Raw genomic sequence first — 17,293 nt, 5'->3', positions numbered from 1 at the left:
TACTACACCTTCGCCAACTTTGTGCCAGAGACCGGCGATATCGCCGTCGTTGTAGGCCAAGGGAATCTCCACTGGCCAGACCGGATTCTCGACCGCCCCGGCGCTGCCGATTGATAAGCTCAGCGCCATGAACAGCAACAGCATAATTTTTGTCATCTTAACCATGGTTCTCTCCTCTCATCATGTCTGGTTACAGCGGCCGATCGTCACTCCAGAAAACATTTGGACCGGAGACGCGAGAACGAATCGGGTGCCGCCAATTGTTTTTTGTGTTGGCTGGAATACGTCAAACGCTGCCGCGCCCTTCTGTGCCCTGTGGCAGGATTGACGCCGCCTCTGTCAGCCTCTATATGCGCTGACTTAGATGACCGGTGAGAAAGACGCCTCGCCGCGCCTGATCGGACCTGTGCTGAATATGTGCATGTCAAGAAACATACCACTTCGGAACCGGACCGCCCCCAGTCTTAAAGAAAGTCAGAATTGATTGTAATATTGATTGGATATGAGAAATGTCGGAAGATCAACGCATTTGATCGTGACATGCAGTCAGCTGTGACATGGCACAGACTGAGGCGGCAGAGTTTGTGCCATGTACCATTTTGATAAGCGTAAGATGGCGTCGGGCGGGTTCGGGCGGAAGTCGTTGATGGCCTCCGACCCTGAGAATCGGCAACACTTAGAGCAGTAGACTTTTCTCACATCGAAACAACCGTCGCTTGAGCTTCAGAATGGCTTTCTCTTCTTTCCGTCCACATTCACCAGTATGCGTCGCCGACGCTCAACGTTCGCCAGAAGCAATTTCGGAACCATTCCTCTCCGGGGTGTCCTGCCGTGTGTCGATTTCAATCATGCCAGCGGAGGCGCGGTTGGAAAACCACCTGCTCCATGCCGACGATCCTCAGGCCTCTCGCCCGCAGTGAAGTGTGGCACGGCACAGGTTGTGTCATCACCGGGTGTGCCATGTCACAGGTTCTTTCCCCGGCCGGCACGGCTCGAGGGCAAGACTAATCGAATTTTAAACCTCCGAAATCGTATGTTTTTATTCTCATTGCGGCTGTCAGCCGATTTTTCACCCAACAATGGCACGGTTCTTGGCTTACGTTTTACAGGCGATGCCTGGCAAGGCCCTGCGGTCCTGTGATGTTTTTTCGGCGTTCACGGAAGCGTGTCGGGGCTGACAGGGAAAGGGGTCCCTATGACTGACTCAACGCAATGGACATCGGACCGGGGTGACGGTGAAGACAGCTGCCCGGTATTCTATGATCCTGAACCGGATTGCTACTGCATGAACCTGACCAGTCAGAACGTTCCCAAGGCGGTTCAATTCTGCCTGAGAGACTTCAGACAGTGTCCCATTTACCAGCGATATCTGAGATTGAAATATACGTAAATCAAAAATGAAGGGGTTGAGGCCTTCTTTGGAAAAAGGATCGCAAACAAAATCAATATGCAATCGGAGGGAGTAAAATGGAAACCAGATGGATTTCGAGGGTCGCGGTGTCGATCGTTTTGTTTTGTGTCGTCATGATTCCCGGTGCAGCGTCGGCGGACGAGGATCAGGTCACGCATCCGTCCTGCTCATACTGCGGAATGGACCGCACCCGCTTTGCCCACTCCCGGGTGCTCGTTACCTATGAAGACGGCACGGCAATGGGCACATGTTCCCTGCACTGCGCGGCCATCGACCTGTCGCTAAAGATCGACAAAACGCCGGTCAGTATCAAGGTGGCCGACTACACTAGCCGGCAGTTGATCGATGCCGAGACGGCCCGCTGGATAACCGGTGGGGACCAGATGGGCGTGATGACCAAACGCGCCAAATGGGCCTTTGCTTCCGAGGCCGACGCGTTGGGGTTCGTCAGTGCCCACGGCGGCAGTATTGGCGAATTCGAGACGGCGATCCGAGCGACTTTCGAGGATATGTACGCCGACCTTCAGATGATCCGCGACAAGCGAAAGAAAATGCGCGCCATGAAAAGTAAATGACATGACGATGCGGACCGGGTGTCGGTCCCCGAAGGGTGCGGCCGAACCGGTTGGCTAACCGGTGTTACGGCGGCGTCTACGTTGGATTTGAATCCATTTTAATAGTGGGTATGACCCTAGTTATGGGCAGGTGGAATGCATGATGAGAACGAAGACCTGGACTGGCTCGATGGGCATCCTGCTCATGCTGGCGGGGCTGGTGGTTACGGCAGTTGCCGGATCGCTGCCAGCGCTGTCGCCGGCAGGCAAAGACCGCTGCCCGGTGTGCGGGATGTTCGTGGCCAAATACCCGGACTGGGTGGCCCAGGTCCGTTTTCGGGATCAGGAGACCGTGTTTTTCGACGGGGTCAAGGATTTCTTCAAATATTACTTCGGGATGACAACGTACCATCCCGCCAGGTCGACGGACGATGTGGCGGCTGTTTACGTGACGGATTACTACACCATGCAACCCATCGACGCCACCGGCGCAATTTTTGTGGTGGGCAGCGACATATACGGCCCCATGGGTCGTGAATTGATCCCCTTCGCGAGCAGGGCCGATGCACAAACCTTCATGCAGGACCACCGCGGCCGGCAGATGCTGGGCTTTGCGGCGGTCACGCCTGAATTGGTGAACAGTCTGGATTGAGATCCGCCTGATGCTGCGGATCCAGGCAGAACGATAGACCGTCAGGATTCCTACCATTTGGCAAGCTTTTAAAAATTCAATGACCTTCAACCACCGGTTTGGATTAGGCCATGATCGAACTGTCTGGTGTCTCCAAAACCTTCAACGCCGGCAAACCCAACCGGTTTACGGCCCTGCAGGCCATCGACCTGAAGGTTGCCTTCAATGAGGTCAGCGTGTTCAAAGGCCCCAGCGGGTCCGGGAAGACGACCCTGCTGGGCATCATCGGCTGCATGGCCCGGCCGACCTCCGGCAGACTGAGGGTCGGCGGATGCGAGGTGACCCGCCTGCCGGAGCGTTTCCTGGCCAGGATCCGACGGGAATCTTTCGGGTTCGTGTTCCAGAGCTTCAACCTCGTCAACGGCGTGTCCGTGCTGGAAAACGTCATGCTGCCGGGCTACCCGGGGGGCATACCCCTGGGCCGGGTTCGGCGGCGCGCTCTGTCGCTTCTGGAAAGCCTCCAGATCCACGCCAAGGCCCATGAGCCGGTTCAGAGCCTTTCCGGGGGCGAACAGCAGCGCACGGCCATTGCCCGGGCCCTGATCAACGACCCGGCGTGCATCATCGCCGACGAGCCCACGGCCCACCTGGATACCGACCTGGCCCGGCAGTTTCTGGAGATCATCGCCCGGCTCAAGGGCCAGGGTAAAACAATCCTGATGGGCACCCACGACCCGGTTCTTTTCAAGTCGGGCGTGGTCGACCGTGTCATCGAGATGCGCTACGGCCGCCTGGTCGAGGAGGCGTGATGCCATGTTGATCAATCCCGCTGTCATTGCCCTGATCGCCGCATCGTTCCTGGTGGGTGTATTCACGCTGTATGCCTGTGGGGTGGGATTACGGATCATCTGGCAGTGGGACCTCGACAGTGCCGGAGAAGGGCAGCTGCAGCTGGAGCGCAAAACTTACCTGGTTTCGAGCATCATGAGCCACGTGCTGGTCATCGAGCTGGTCTCCCTGTTTTTGTTCATCGCCGTAGTCAACCAGCTGCACACCTTTTTCACCGGAGCCATGTGCGCGGCCGGCGTGTTGAACGTGAACCCATTCGGCCACCTGACCCTGGCGGCGCGGACCGCCAGTTTCCTGTGCTGCGGCGTGTGGCTCGTCATCAACCACGTGGATGGTCGCGCCTGCGACTTCCCCTTGATCCGGTTCAAGTATGTCTGCCTGCTGGGAATCGGTCTGCTGCTGGTGGTCGAAGGCATATTGCAGGTCAGGTTCCTGGCGGGGCTCGATCCGCAGATCCTGACTTCCTGCTGTGGAACCCTTTTCGGCGAAGGGAGCCGGGGCGTGGCGGCCGGGGTGGCCCACCTGCCGGCGCCGGTTGCCGCCGGCAACTTTTATTTTGCCATGTGCCTCACATTGGCCGCCGGCGCGTGGTTCACCCGGACCGGCCAGCACGACTGGCTTTACGGCCTTTTGAGCGTGGCTGTTTTTCCCCTGTCGCTGGCGGCGCTGATATCGCTTTTCTGCCTGTATGTGTACGAGATGCCCACGCACCACTGCCCGTTCTGCATGCTGCAGAAAGAATATCACTTCGTCGGCTACTTTCTCTACGCATTCTTGCTGGTGGGCGCCATTGCCGGTGCCAGCATCGGCGTCATCGGCCGTTTCCGCACGCGGATGTCGCTGGCCGGGATGATCCCGAAGATCCAGAAGCGGCTCTGCTGGGTGTCGATGCTGGGCTATGGCCTTTTCACCCTGCGGGTTACCTATCCTATCGTGTTTTCCGAATTTTCACTCACAGGCTATTGAACAGGAGGGCGACATGAGAACCATGAAAAACGGGGTCGGCATCGGGATCTTTTGTACATCGATGCTGATCGTGCTGGTGTTGGCGTCTGAGGGGTGGACCGTGCCTTACTTCTCCCGCAAGTACCGTACCAGCTGTGTGACCTGTCACGAGGCGTTTCCCAAACGCAATGCCGTTGGCGAAGGTTTTCGCATGCGTGGGTACCGATTTGTCGATGACGATGTCTACCGCAAGGAAGAGCCGGTTGAAATGGGGGACAAGGCCTACGAACGCCTGTGGCCCAAATCGGTCTGGCCCTCGACCATTCCGTCCCAAATCCCCTTGTCGATGGTCGGCCGTTTTCTGGGAGAAGTGGACCTGGACGGCAGCCGGGACGAATCGATGATGTTCCTGTTGCCTGAAGAGATCGAACTGGTGGCGGCCGATGCCATGGGCGAGTCGCTCTCCTTTTACGGGGATGTGATTTACATCTCCAAGGATTTCGGCGGCAACGAGGTGGAGTCCTGGATCACGGCCAAAGCCTGGCTCCAGTTCCAGAACCTGCTGGGTCCCGAAAACGTGCTCAACCTGCGGGTGGGCACGGTCGGCACCCAGGGCATGGCAATCTACACCGCGAGGGATGCCAACAACCTGACCACCCATTTTTATCAATACTCGACCTGGGCCATGCCCAAGGTCAACCTGTCCCAAAGCGGGCTCAACGCCTTTCAGGGCAACCCGTTTACCCTGCAGCCCCTGTCGGGCATCGAGGTCAACGGCGTCGGCAAACGCTGGATGTATGCCGGGGGCTGGGTCAGCAGCCAGGTCAAGAACCCGGTCAACGAGTTTCCCGAAAGCGACTTTTACGTGGTGGGTGCCGGGGAAAAATCACCCCAGGACTTCTTTTTACAGTGTGCTTACAAGATCGGCGGTCTGCCCATGGACGGCTCCGCCGCCAAAGGGGAAAGCCCCCTGGCCGCCGACCCGGAGTTCTGGCGCGACGACCACCTGATGGTTTCCCTGTTCGGTTACCGGGGGACCGCCGACATCGAGGTCGAAGACGCCACCGGGTTGACCCGCACCTCCGCTGACGATTTCTGGCGGCTGGGCGCCGGGGTCCAGGCCAAATACGGGGACCTGACGGTGGGCGCCGGCTACATGTGGGGCCGCAACGACAACCCGTACGGGGTGCTTTCGACGAATTCGGTGGACTCGGGCGCTTGGCTGGCCGAGGCTTATTATTTCGTCTACCCGTGGTTGATCCCCTATGTGCGCTACGAGGGGCTGACCCTGGACCTTCCCTCCGGTGTGGCCGGACTGGACGACGACCAGGACCGCGCGCGCATCATCGTGGGGGGCAAGGCCATGATCCGGGCCAATATAGCCCTCAACGTCGAAGGCACCTTCTACACCGACGGCGCCAAGGTCGAAGAAGGGATCGACAGCACCCTGTTCGTGCTGTTGTCGGCGGCCTTCTGACGGCTGTCAGAGACGCAATGACTGGTTTTCATGGGGGCGTCACAACGGTCGACCCCCACGGCGGGAGGCGTGGATGAGAAACCTTGTTTGTCGATTGTTGATGATCGCTGCGGTCGGCGGTTTGATGGCCGCTGGTGCCGCACAGTCGGCCGGTACCGGAACCGTTGCCGGGATCATCGACGTCTACAAGACCGAGGTCAAGACCCACGGCGCCAAGAGCTTCAAGGACGTGGTGGTTTACCTGGAGCCGACGGCGCCCGCGGACTACCCGCCGCCCGTCGAGCATGCGGTCATGGACCAGCGGGGGCTGGTGTTCATCCCCCACGTGATGGCAGTCCAGCGAGGCACCACGGTGGACTTTCTCAACAGCGACCACGACCGCCACAACGTGTATTTTCTCTACGACGACACGGGCGAGACCCTGGATATCGGCACCTGGGGTCCCGGGCAGAGCGTCAGCCACACCTTTGAGAAAACCGGACTGGTCATCACCCTGTGCCAGCTGCACCTGGAAATGGCGGCCTACATTCTGGTGCTGGAGCACCCCTTTTTCACCATGGCTGAAATTAACCCCGAAACGCAGATTGCAGAATATGCCATCCGGCAGGTGCCGGCCGGCGAATACATGCTCAAGGTCTGGCACAAAAAACTGAAGATGAAGACCGGTAATGTCCGGGTGACCGTGGCGGCGGGACAGACCACGACCGTCGACGTTGCGATCACACGGGCAAAATACGCTGAGTAAAGAAACCTGGCCCTGGGAAACAGGCCAATCGTTGGAATCAAGTTCGTCAACGGTTTCTGAGGAAGCAACGTGCTCTCCGCCCGAAACATAATTCGTTGGATCACCGCCCTGATGGCGGTGCTGGGTGCTGCCGCGGGTTTCTGCATGTGGCCCGGCCCCGACCTGCCGCATAACGGGGTCAGGTGCTTTACCATCAAAGCCGAACAGTATGCTTACCACCCCTCGCGGATTGTCGTCAGGCGTGGCGACGAAGTTCGCCTGCGCCTGGCCTCCAGGGATGTGGTGCACGGCTTGTACATGGAAGGACAGGACCTGAACGCTTATATCTATCCGGGTCGGCTCCTGTTCAACCTGGGCCGGGGGACTGCAGGAGCCGGTTACGCACCGGCGGAGGAAATGGTGTTCCAGGCCGATCGCTGCGGAAAATACCGCTACCGCTGCTCGGTGACCTGCGGCACCTTGCATCCGTTCATGCAGGGTGAACTGATCGTCGAGCCCAATTATCCGTTTCGGGCAGGAATCGGCGCTGCGGCGGGTATTCTGCTGGCGGGCTTTTTCCTGATGGCGACCGGTAAACGGACACCGCCTGAGGACGGCACAAGACGCCTGGATTTACTGCGGGCGGCACCCCCGATTGATTGGCTCGCCCGGCGGCGCTGGCTGCCGTTTGCCCTCTATGTGCCGGGGCTGGCCCTGTTCGTGCTGTTCATCATTGCCGGTTTCTGGGGGTCGCCCATCGGCAACCGCAACATCGTTATCACCTTCGTCTGGATCCTGTGGTGGTTTCTGTTGATTACGGTGCTGCTGCCCTTCGGCGCGCGGATCTGGTGCATGGCCTGCCCGTTTCCATTTTTTGGCGAGTGGTTCCAGCGGCGACGCCTGATCGGCGTGCGTCCGGACGCACGCATCATGTGGCGGGGGTATAAAAAATGGCCGGTCAGGTTGTCCAACATCTGGGTCCAGAACATTCTGTTCCTGGGATTGTGCACCATCAGCGCCATCCTGGTCACCCGACCGGTCACCACCGCCGCGGTGCTGCTCGGACTGGTCCTGACGGCCACCGTGCTGGCGGCTGTGTTCCGGCAGCGATCGTTCTGTAATTATCTGTGCCCTGTCAGCGGATTTCTCAGCCTTTATTCCATGGCCGCCGTGGTGGAGGTGCGTGCCAGGGATGCGGCGGTCTGCCGATCCTGCCGCAGCAAATCCTGTGCGGCAGGGGGACCTTCGGGATGGGGCTGCCCGTGGGGCTGCCATCCGGGCCGACTCGAGCGCAACAACTACTGCGGCATGTGCATGGAGTGCATCAAGACCTGTCCCAACGGCAATATGACCATCAACCTGCGGCCTTTTTGTGCGGATACCCGCATCAAAGGCACTGACGAGGCTTTCAAGGCCCTGATCATGGTCACCGTGGCGTTGGTGTACTCCGTGACCCTGCTGGGGACCTGGGGAACGGTCAAGGCCTGGGCCAACATCAGCGAAGTCGGCGACTGGCAGGGATTTTTGATTTATGCCGGCATTATATGGATCGCCTCGCTGCTAATTTTTCCGGGAATCTGGTTTTCGGCCTGTGCTGCAGGTAGGCGCCTGGCCGGGTCACACGGCGTAGACGTCAAGACGCTGTTCCGGCGCTACGCCTTCCTGCTGGTCCCGTTGGGGCTGACGGCCTGGGCGGCGTTCAGTTTCCCGTTGATCATGGTCAACTGGTCCTACATCCTGGCGACTGCCTCCGATCCGTTGGGCTGGGGCTGGAACCTGTTCGGCACGGCGAACACCGCCTGGAAGCCCCTTTACCCCGGATTGATGGTGTATATCCAGATACCCCTGCTGCTCCTTGGTTTGGCATTTTCACTGAAACGGGGATATGCGATCGCCGCATCCCTTTGGGAGGATCGCAAAGCAGCTATGCTGAGCCTGGCCCCTGCGGCAATCGTCTGCACCGTGGTTGTCATGGCTTTTATCAAGCTTTTTGCGGGTTGAAAAATGAAGGAAAAACTTGCCGTCATATGCGTTTTGTTCGTGCTGGCAGCTGTCCCCGGCCTGGTATTCGTCAACCAGAAAATGGCCTGGCCATTGCGCACCAGCGAACGCGTCATCAATATCACCGGGGTGGGGGCCAGGGGGGCCTGGACCCTGGAAACGGTCAACGGTTTAAATTACTGGTGGAAATCCTTTGAACCGGCGACCATCCATATACAACTGAATGAAAAGGTGGTGCTGCGGCTCCTCAGCGCCGATGTTTTTCACCAGTTTTACGTGCCCGCCCTCGGCATCGGACCGGTTGACGTGGAGCCCGGTTACATAAAGAAGATCCGCTTTACAGCCAAAAAGGCCGGCGTGTTCCAGTATTACTGCACCTCCATGTGCGGCGGATGCCACTTTTACATGCAGGGCTGGATCGTGGTGACCCCGCTCGGTGAGAAACCGGCGACCCCTCCGCCGATAACCTGCAGCCTGTGCTTACCGACTTTCGAACGGCCGGCTGAATCCGCAGCGATCGCGCTGGGCGAATATCTTTACCAGTCCATGGGCTGTGTGACCTGCCACGGTGTCGCGGGTCGCGGAGGGATTGAAAACTACAATTACATCAAGGGCTCCGTCCCGGCCCACAACCGCACCGCCGAAAAACTATTTCTGACCGACGAGGAAGACCGGGAGGCGTTCCTGAACTTGGTCCGGACAGGTGTTGACCCGGCAGACCCGGATGAGCCGCCCGATATTACCAGATACCCTTTGGTGGCAGCCCGTTTCAAAGCTGCCGTCGATCTGATCGAAAAGGGCAAACAGGCGGCGCGCCTGGACATGGCGGGGCCTGATCCCCCGTTGCACATGCCGGCCTGGCAAGACAAGCTCACTCCCCGTCAGATCAGCGCTATCATGGGGTATTTTGTCTCCCTGGCTGCAGAACTGGACAATGAAGTCGAAGAAGACAATCTCAGCAGCAACACATGACCCTGATGGATCGATCGGGGCATGACGGAGAATGGAGGTTTAAAAAGATGCGCTACCGATGCTTTGCATGTTTAATCGCCCTGGAGGTGGTTGTCCTCGTGTTTCTGGTAACCGCCGGAAAATTTGCGGTGGACCGGACGGCTCCCGCTCGCCAGTGTAACCGGCAACTGGTTCAGGCATTCGAGTTGACGGACCTGTCCATCTGGACCGGTGCGCGCTACACTCGGCACCCGTCCCAGGCAGACTTATTTTCAGCCTTTCAGGACGGTATGGGTGCTCTGGAACGCTTTCCCGAAGGGATCCTGGCGCCTTTGCCGGCTCCGGTTCGGCTACCGTCATCCAGCGCTCACTGGGAGCAAAGCAATGACCCGACATCTTAAGATACTCGAATTTGCGCTGTCGACTCTGCTGCGCCATAAACTGAAAAACATGGCGGTGGTGGTGGTGTACACCTTTGTGGTCTTCACTCTCGCGTCGGTGCTATTTTTCTCCCAGGCGCTCAAAAAAGAGGCGAGCCTGCTGTTCGATCAGACCCCGGAACTGATCGTGCAACGGGTTTCCGCCGGCCGGCACGGCTGGATCCCCTTGTCCTATTGCCGAACCATCGCCAATATCCGCGGGGTGGCAAGTGTTTCCCCCCGTTATTGGGGCTACTACTACGATCCACCCACCAGGGCCAACTACACCTTTATGGGTGCTAACCTCATGCCGGCGGAGGTTAGGAACATGTTGAAGGGCTCTTTTTTTACCGAGCCCGATCGCCGGTGCTGCGTCGTTGGTCAGGGGGTTGCCGACGCCCGCATGCTGGACCCCGGTGACATCATTCCAGTCAAGGGGGCCGACGGAAATCTTTATGTACTGCGCGTCAAGGGGATCTTTCAATCGTCCTCCCAACTGTTGACCAATGACCTGATCGTCCTACCGGTGGCGGACTGGCGCGAAATCTTCGCTATACCGGCGGATGCCGCCACCGATCTGGTGACCCGCATTCCCAATGTCCGTGAGATCGACACCGTGGCCCGCAAGATCCAGGAGTCCCTGCCCGATGCCAGGCCGATCAGCCGGGAGCAAATTCTGAAAACCTATGACGCCTTGTTCGATTGGCGCAGCGGTGTCATGGTCGCCGCATTTGCCGGTTGTCTCGCCGCCTTCGCCATTTTTGCCTTCGACAAGGCCGCTGGAATGAGCGCGGATGACCGGCGCACCGTCGGGATTCTCAAGGCTGTCGGTTGGGAGGTTAGCCACATCCTGGAGCTCAAATTTTGGGAAGGCTTCTGCATCTCGATGGTCTGTTTTCTGACCGGGATCATCGCTGCCCACGTGCATGTGTTCTATTTCGGCGGTACGGTGTTTATTCCCATGCTCAAAGGATGGTCGGTGCTGTTTCCACAATTCCGGCTGACCCCCCACGCCGAAATCTATTTGATCGCGGTGGTCCTGTTTCTGTCGGTGGTTCCTTACATGATGGCCTCGATCGTCCCCTCCTGGAAGGCAGCCGTCACCGACCCCGACGCAGTCATGCGTGCATGAAGGTATTTCATGCCATGCCGACCTCGCTAAATTTTATTGCTCTCTGGTTGGCCGTTGCGATGCTGACCGGCTGCGGACGGCAGGCACCGGAACACCCGGTCGTCGTTCCGCGCGGCGAACTGGTCAGCATCCCACTGGCAGCTGTCAACGACGGCGGGGTTCATTTTTTTACCTTCAAACACGAGGGAAAGAACGTCAATTTTTTCGTGCGCACCGACGGTACCGGAAAATTGCAGGCCCATTTCGATGCCTGTTACAGCTGCTATAAATATAAATTGGGCTACGTTCATGAGGGCAACCAGGTCGTGTGCATCGCCTGCCGGATCGGCTACGACCTGGCTGACGTCTTCTGGGACTATATCGGCGCTTGTGCGCCCATCAATCTGAAAAGTCGGGTCGTCGGACAACACATGCTGATCAAGCGATCCGGGTTGGAAAAAGGCAGCCGCTTTTTCTGAAAAAAGCGCCTGGGGAGACCTGCCGGCAAGTTCCCGGAGGACCGACGCAACGATATCGCACCATCATTCCGGCACAACGGCCTCCGGTTGGTCTTAAGCACCCTGCGCCGTTTCATGTATCGAAAGTGCCGCGATCATCTTATCACACCAACCTACGACAAGGACATCGGAGCCACCATCTCGATGTTTGTGCCATGACCGTTGAATTTGACAACGAAGCCGATAACGATGGGCGAAGAAACTGGCGTGATCGCCGACAGTTCACCTACGCCGCGCATATCCCGGAAAGAAGGGTGCGCCCCGGTCGGCGTTCTCGAGATGACCGCCGAGGTGCCGATCGCAGGCCTGATCGCAGTCGCACGGCCGTTCATTGATCTTCGCCCGCGTGATTCACTTTACGGCCGGAATGCCCGGCAACTGACGATTGTGACTGCATTAACAGGGTGTTGAAAAACTGTTGCGCTTGGCCATACAGCGTTAAAATTTGGTTCAAAATGCTCATTTATCGCACATAAACTCCGTTTTTTCGCCAAATTTTGCCCGGTCTTGCCTGCGCTCATGACGTTTTTCAACGCCCTGTTAAAGCCTGATGCGTGCAACCGCTGCGATTATCCTGCCTGCAAATGGCACATCCGGCTGAAAGAACCGCATACCACTCCTGTAGGCCCTTCACGCTCCCTGTGTGAAGAACCTGCTGTCGGTTCCCACCCCTGAATTGACGACCCTGATATGGGTTGCGTCCAGCGCGCGTGGATATATTCTTTGAGCCTTCACAGCACCAGGTCCTTGATGAATGCGGAGAGCTGGTTCAGGTTGCGGCAGGGCCACACTTCGTTGCAGATGGACTGATAGGTTCGCATCTCGCTGTCCCCCGTGTACCAGAACTGTTCCGTTTCCGGGTTGAGCCAGACCAGACGGCGGCAGCGCTCGCGGATCTCCTCCAATATCCGTTCTTCGGGGTTGGCATAGTTGGACCGGCCGTCGCCGATGACGATGACCGTGGTTTTCTTGTTGACCGCGTCCATGTGATGCCGGCGAAACCGGCGCAGGGTCAACCCGTAATCCGTGGATGCACCATAGTCGATGCCGGCTTCGGTGAGCACTTTTTCGATGGCCCGGTCGACGCTGTGGTTTTCGAAAAAGCGGGTCACCTCGGCAACTTCGGCCACGAAGACAAAGCTTCTGACCCGGTCGAAACACGCTTGCAGCGAATAGAGGATGTTGAGCATGAACCGCGCCGACGACCAGACCGACCCGGAAATGTCGCACAGCACCACGATCCGTGCTTTGCGCGGGGGCTTTTTTTTACGGATGATCTCCACCGGCACCCCCTGATAACGGGCGGCCCGGCGCAGGGTTTTTTTGACGTCCAGCACGCCCCGCTTCCTGGCGGCATAGCGCAGGCCCACCGTGTCCTTGAGTTTTCTCACCAGTTGGCCGATAGCCTCGCGCAGCCGGCTCTCCTCGGACGGAGAAAGGGCGTTGAAGGCCAGGTTCCCCAGCGCATCGGTACGATCGTCAGCGGTCGTAGCCCTGCGGATGATGGGCCTGTCGGTCATCCGTTCGCGGGTCAGCAGGTTGCGGGCAACCGTGATCCGCTGTTTCAGGTGCCGTTGGACCTGCCGGCGGGTTTCCCAGTGAATCTCATCCCGATGTTCGGCCAAATACCGATCCACCAACTCGGCTGCGCGATTCAGGGCACGAAGCACCGGAAACCGGCGCACCAGCGCGCCCAGGTTGCTTCCCGGGCCCTGGCGCCGGCTGTCACCGTCGGTCTGGATCTCCTGGAGCAGTTGCAGATAAGTCGTCGGCTCCCCGACGATGAAATCGGCAATCGCCGCCAGTTCGGGATGGTCACCGGCAACCGCCCCGAGGCTGTCCCGGATAGCGTCGCTGTGCACGGCCAGGGAGCCGGCGCCGGTTGCGTCCGCATCGACCTGCAGTTCGTGAAAAAAGAGATGGTAAAGGTGGTCGAACCGGCGCTGTTCCCGGCGGCTTTTGGCGAAATTGGCCCGCAGGACGGCGTACACCTGTTTTTCGTCGAGCACGTCCACCAGGCGGATCTGGACCAGGCAATCCATCACTTCGGCGGTGGAGACCCGCAGTTCGGCGGCACGGGCACAGGCAACAAACTGTAAAATCAAGTTGACCATTGTTCACGGATTCGCAAAAAGCCCAATATCTGCGTTACGCTTCATCCCTCGTCACTGCAGCGTACCAAAAGAACGCATCATCCCTTAAGGATGGAACATGCATGTTCGCCGTAAGGATGAAGGGCGATGTGTTGTTCGCTCGCTGAAGCTCGCTATCTCGGCCCGCAAGCCTTGACCTCGGTTTTTTTCGCATCCGTCGGGGCCGCAGGATATCCAACCCTTTTTTTTGAAGCCTTGCTTTTTTCTGGTTGTTTTCTGGTTGTGTCGATCAGCTGAAATTGACCACCTGCCTAACCTGGTCCCGGACCTGACGGGCGTCCTCTCTGTGCTTGCAGATGACGTTCAGCGTATCGGTGACTACCCGGGCAGAGAGGGTCTCCACCTGGAGGGCTACCAGGGCGTGCGCCCAGTCCAGGGTTTCGGCAATGCTGGGAGTTTTCTTGAGATCCAGCCGGCGGATCCGCGTCATGGCGTCCACCATCTGGCGGGCCAGGGCGTCGGCAATGACGGGTACTTTCTTGCGAACGATGGCCAGTTCCGTCGGTGCATCCGGGTAGTCGATATACAGGTGCAGGCACCGTCGCTTGAGCGCGTCACTCATGTCCCGGTAGCTGTTGGAGGTGAGCACCACGAAGGGAATATGGATGGCCGTCAACGTGCCCAGTTCAGGAATGGTCACCTGGTGGTCGCTGAGGACTTCCAGCAGAAAGGCTTCGAACTCCGGATCGGATTTGTCGACTTCGTCGACGAGCAGCACGACCGGTGCATCGGACCGGATGGCTTTCAGCAGGGGGCGTTGCAGCATGAACCGCTCGGAGAAAAAGGCGTCTTCTTGGCGAGCGATGCGATCCACCGCGTCGGGCAGGCTGGCTGCGCCGGACACCACCTCGCTGATCTTGTCCTTGACCATCTGGGTATAGAGCAGTTGCTTGGCGTATTCCCATTCATAGAGCGCCTTGGCTTCGTCCAAACCCTCATAGCACTGGAGGCGAATCATTTCTCGGTCGAGGCCCTGCGACACGGCCTTGGCCAGTTCGGTCTTTCCTACCCCTGCAGGCCCTTCAACCAGAATCGGTTTTTGGGTACGGGCGGCCAGAAAAACGACCGTGGCAATTTCGCGGGTGCAGATGTATCCGGCCGTTTCCAGCCGGGTGAGGGTGTCGGCAACACTGGGAAATGACATGCTCTTCCTGCTCCTTGCTTAATCGATGGCCGCAGCGGGCCGGCAGCTGCGAAATCCGGGTCACGGACCTGTCGTGGGCAGTGGGGGTCAGGATGCGGCTGCCGGTCGCGCCGGGCGTCGTTTGACCTTGTAGATCACGTCCACGCGGTTTCTGACGCCATCTTCCAGCTTCAGCGACGAAGGCTGAAGTACGAAGCTCACCGTGGCGGTGCCGCCGGTGGCGATGCCTTCGAGGGGGATTTTTTCGGTATAGATGGTCTGAATGTTCTTGAGCATCAGGCTGCCGCCCACCACTTTAACGCTATCCGGAACCAGGCGGACATCTTCCATGATCAGTCCCTCGGCCAGCTTGCCGGTCCAGTTCGCCTGGACGGGCAGGGTTTTTTCGACCGGCAGATCCAGGGTGACTTCCAGTGCCTGGGGGTCCACCTTTTTGAGCTGGATCCCCGGCGGCAGGGCGATGCTGTCCCGGGCGATGGGCACCTGATTGCTCCCGGCTACCGCATTGGCCAGGTTGAGCTTCACCTTCACCTGGTCGGGACGCACGGATTTGATCAGCGTCCCCGAGCCGCTGAGCTGGAGCCTGACGCTGCTGGCCGATGCGGCAAATATCTCCATCTTGGGATCCCGATTCATGAATTCGACGGGAACCTCTAAAGAAACCAGGGTCTCGAGGCCGCGGGCAAAACTGAACCAGATGCCGGTAATGCTGGCCAGACAGATCATGGCGACGATGCCCAACTCCACCGTGTGTCGTTTCAGGCCGTTGGTAATGGTCACCTCGCCGGTGTATTCGCGCAACACCGTGCTCAGCTCGATATTATCCTTGATATGGATGATCGAATCGTCCTTGAACACCGTGACGTGGCCGCGCTCTTCGGAGACCACGATCACCACGGCATCGGTCAGCTCGGTCAGTCCGGCGGCGGCGCGATGCCGGGTGCCGAAGTAGGCGGGCAGATCGGTTCTTTTGGAGAGGGGCAAAATGGTCGCCACTTCCACGATCTGGTCTCCCTGTACGATCGTGGCGCCGTCGTGCACCGGTGTGCCATGCCAGAAAATACTGAGCAGCATTTCCCGGGAGAGCTTGCCCTGCCAGGGGATGCCGCTTTGCACGACCGTTTCGATGCTTTTTTGCAGCGGCATGACGATCAGTGCGCCCAGCTTGCGGCGGGCCAGTTCGTAGACGCTTTCAACGATGATGTTCACCGGCGTCTGAACCTGGCGCTGGGGAAAACCCCAGAAAAAGGATTTGAAATCACGGGTTTGCAGCACACTGGCAATTTCGTTGCGAAACACGATGATGACGATCAGGGCGGCGGCGGCGATGATGCCCTGCATGGCCCAGCTGGTGACGATCAGGCCCATGTTGACCGCCAGGCGCTCGATCATCCAGAGCATGGCAATGGCCATGATCATCCGGATCACATTGGTGCCCCGGAATAGTACGTAAAGCCTGAACAGAATATAGCTGTTGAGCAGGATGTCGACGATGTCCTGCCAGCGCAGCCCGGTGCTAAAAGGAATCAACGGGTCCATGGGGGTCAATCCGTTATGCTGAAGCGCAGGGTGCGCATGATAGTGTCGTTTTCATCGGTAACCTCAACCCGCCAGGGCCCCTTGTCCGATTCCCTCAGCTGCACGCTGGTGAACGAAGCCCAGCGGGGTGGGTTGATGGTCAAACGTTTTTCGGTGACCAGGCTGTCATTCTGGTACCATTTGTGGTGAATGTAGGTTTTTTCGGGGACCGGATCGAATTCCGTGAAGCACGACACCCGTCCCAGGTCGATGGAAAAAACGACTGCCGGATTGGCCGGTGCATATTCCTGAATGGTTTCGCACATGACCGCTCGAACCAGCGCCAGTTTGGCCCCAGGCTTCGCGTCCTGGCCCCACAACGCCTTTGGCGAGGCAAGCACTACGGCGATGAAAAAGATCCAGCCCATTTTTTCGATCGTATTTTTCATGGGCTCCACAGTAGCGCAATCACTTTTTTTTTCAAGAGGAAAACAAGATCAGCAGCGGACCGTCCGACATTCTCCACCATGGCCGTCAGGCCGATGCGCATGGCATGGGACCATGAGAAAACTGGCGAAGGGGCTTCAGCGGGAAATCGCTCGGCCAAAGCACCGAAGGGGCCTTCGGGGACAACGGTAGGGGATGGGAGGCGAAAGGCGTGGCCATACCGTGGGAAATGGACCCGGACATAAAACAGGCGGGCCTGGTGTTACAAGGGCTCTCTTTTGCGCAGGAGGTCAGCCAGGGACCGCTGGATCAGTACCTGTTGGATTGACTCCCGATCGCGCATTTTTCGAAGTGTCTCTGCATCCACCAACCACCCGAAACCCAGATCATCGAAAAAGACGATTTCCTTTTTTCTCTCCACGGCCAGCGCTCCTTTGAAT

At 58.5% G+C, this 17,293-nt stretch carries 18 protein-coding genes; 13 read left to right on the top strand and 5 right to left on the bottom strand.

Features of this window, described 5'->3' with window-relative positions:
* The first annotated feature begins 1,195 nt into the window (after positions 1-1,195).
* The 13 genes from ACZCED_RS19260 to ACZCED_RS19200 all read left to right on the top strand — a co-directional run bounded on the left by ACZCED_RS19260 (position 1,196) and on the right by ACZCED_RS19200 (position 12,002).
* Entirely contained in the window at positions 1,196-1,390 is a 195-nt protein-coding gene (locus ACZCED_RS19260) for a hypothetical protein (RefSeq protein WP_462972143.1), read from the top strand.
* 77 nt (positions 1,391-1,467) lie between these two features.
* A complete protein-coding gene (locus ACZCED_RS19255; RefSeq protein WP_464861468.1) occupies positions 1,468-1,986 on the top strand; it encodes a nitrous oxide reductase accessory protein NosL in 519 nt (172 codons plus the stop codon).
* Between the two features lie 139 nt (positions 1,987-2,125).
* Positions 2,126-2,617, top strand: coding sequence for a nitrous oxide reductase accessory protein NosL (locus ACZCED_RS19250; RefSeq protein ID WP_462972145.1), 492 nt, complete (start codon positions 2,126-2,128; stop codon positions 2,615-2,617).
* A gap of 110 nt (positions 2,618-2,727) precedes the next feature.
* Positions 2,728-3,405, top strand: a complete 678-nt coding sequence (locus ACZCED_RS19245; RefSeq protein ID WP_464861467.1) for an ABC transporter ATP-binding protein — start codon at positions 2,728-2,730, stop codon at positions 3,403-3,405.
* A gap of 4 nt (positions 3,406-3,409) precedes the next feature.
* Positions 3,410-4,411: a hypothetical protein gene (locus ACZCED_RS19240; protein ID WP_464861466.1), complete on the top strand. Its 1,002-nt coding sequence runs from the start codon at positions 3,410-3,412 to the stop codon at positions 4,409-4,411.
* Between the two features lie 13 nt (positions 4,412-4,424).
* Complete coding sequence (locus tag ACZCED_RS19235) at positions 4,425-5,867, top strand: hypothetical protein (RefSeq protein ID WP_462972148.1); 1,443 nt, start codon at positions 4,425-4,427, stop codon at positions 5,865-5,867.
* A 73-nt stretch (positions 5,868-5,940) separates the two neighbouring features.
* Positions 5,941-6,612 carry a plastocyanin/azurin family copper-binding protein gene (locus tag ACZCED_RS19230; protein WP_464861465.1) on the top strand — a complete coding sequence of 224 codons (672 nt, stop codon included), beginning with the start codon at positions 5,941-5,943 and terminating at the stop codon, positions 6,610-6,612.
* A 69-nt stretch (positions 6,613-6,681) separates the two neighbouring features.
* Complete coding sequence (locus tag ACZCED_RS19225; protein ID WP_464861464.1) at positions 6,682-8,592, top strand: 4Fe-4S binding protein; 1,911 nt, start codon at positions 6,682-6,684, stop codon at positions 8,590-8,592.
* Positions 8,593-8,595: 3 nt separating this feature from the next.
* Positions 8,596-9,564 carry a c-type cytochrome gene (locus ACZCED_RS19220; RefSeq protein WP_464861463.1) on the top strand — a complete coding sequence of 323 codons (969 nt, stop codon included), beginning with the start codon at positions 8,596-8,598 and terminating at the stop codon, positions 9,562-9,564.
* 47 nt (positions 9,565-9,611) lie between these two features.
* Complete coding sequence (locus ACZCED_RS19215; RefSeq protein WP_462972152.1) at positions 9,612-9,944, top strand: hypothetical protein; 333 nt, start codon at positions 9,612-9,614, stop codon at positions 9,942-9,944.
* Positions 9,928-11,094 carry an ABC transporter permease gene (locus tag ACZCED_RS19210; RefSeq protein WP_462972153.1) on the top strand — a complete coding sequence of 389 codons (1,167 nt, stop codon included), beginning with the start codon at positions 9,928-9,930 and terminating at the stop codon, positions 11,092-11,094. Before ACZCED_RS19215 ends, ACZCED_RS19210 begins: the two co-directional genes overlap by 17 nt.
* Positions 11,095-11,108: 14 nt before the next feature.
* A complete protein-coding gene (locus tag ACZCED_RS19205) occupies positions 11,109-11,552 on the top strand; it encodes a Fe-S-containing protein (protein ID WP_464861462.1) in 444 nt (147 codons plus the stop codon).
* A 228-nt stretch (positions 11,553-11,780) separates the two neighbouring features.
* Positions 11,781-12,002 carry a hypothetical protein gene (locus ACZCED_RS19200; RefSeq protein WP_464861461.1) on the top strand — a complete coding sequence of 74 codons (222 nt, stop codon included), beginning with the start codon at positions 11,781-11,783 and terminating at the stop codon, positions 12,000-12,002.
* Positions 12,003-12,322: 320 nt separating this feature from the next.
* On the opposite strand, the gene ACZCED_RS19195 is transcribed toward ACZCED_RS19200, so the two are convergent.
* The 5 genes from ACZCED_RS19195 to ACZCED_RS19175 all read right to left on the bottom strand — a co-directional run bounded on the left by ACZCED_RS19195 (position 12,323) and on the right by ACZCED_RS19175 (position 17,274).
* Entirely contained in the window at positions 12,323-13,705 is a 1,383-nt protein-coding gene (locus ACZCED_RS19195) for a VWA domain-containing protein (protein WP_464861460.1), read from the bottom strand.
* Positions 13,706-13,973: 268 nt separating this feature from the next.
* Positions 13,974-14,888, bottom strand: coding sequence for an AAA family ATPase (locus tag ACZCED_RS19190; protein ID WP_462972157.1), 915 nt, complete (start codon positions 14,886-14,888; stop codon positions 13,974-13,976).
* 87 nt (positions 14,889-14,975) lie between these two features.
* Positions 14,976-16,427 (bottom strand): diadenylate cyclase, encoded by a 1,452-nt coding sequence (locus ACZCED_RS19185; RefSeq protein WP_462972158.1) that lies wholly within the window; start codon positions 16,425-16,427, stop codon positions 14,976-14,978.
* A 5-nt stretch (positions 16,428-16,432) separates the two neighbouring features.
* Positions 16,433-16,855: a DUF2914 domain-containing protein gene (locus tag ACZCED_RS19180; RefSeq protein WP_462972159.1), complete on the bottom strand. Its 423-nt coding sequence runs from the start codon at positions 16,853-16,855 to the stop codon at positions 16,433-16,435.
* 260 nt (positions 16,856-17,115) lie between these two features.
* Entirely contained in the window at positions 17,116-17,274 is a 159-nt protein-coding gene (locus ACZCED_RS19175; RefSeq protein WP_462972160.1) for a hypothetical protein, read from the bottom strand.
* Positions 17,275-17,293 lie beyond the last annotated feature (19 nt).

The organism is Desulfosarcina sp., assembly GCF_055467485.1.
The sequence above is the reverse complement of the archived record's forward strand: the minus strand, read 5'-3'. Positions and strand labels throughout refer to the sequence as shown.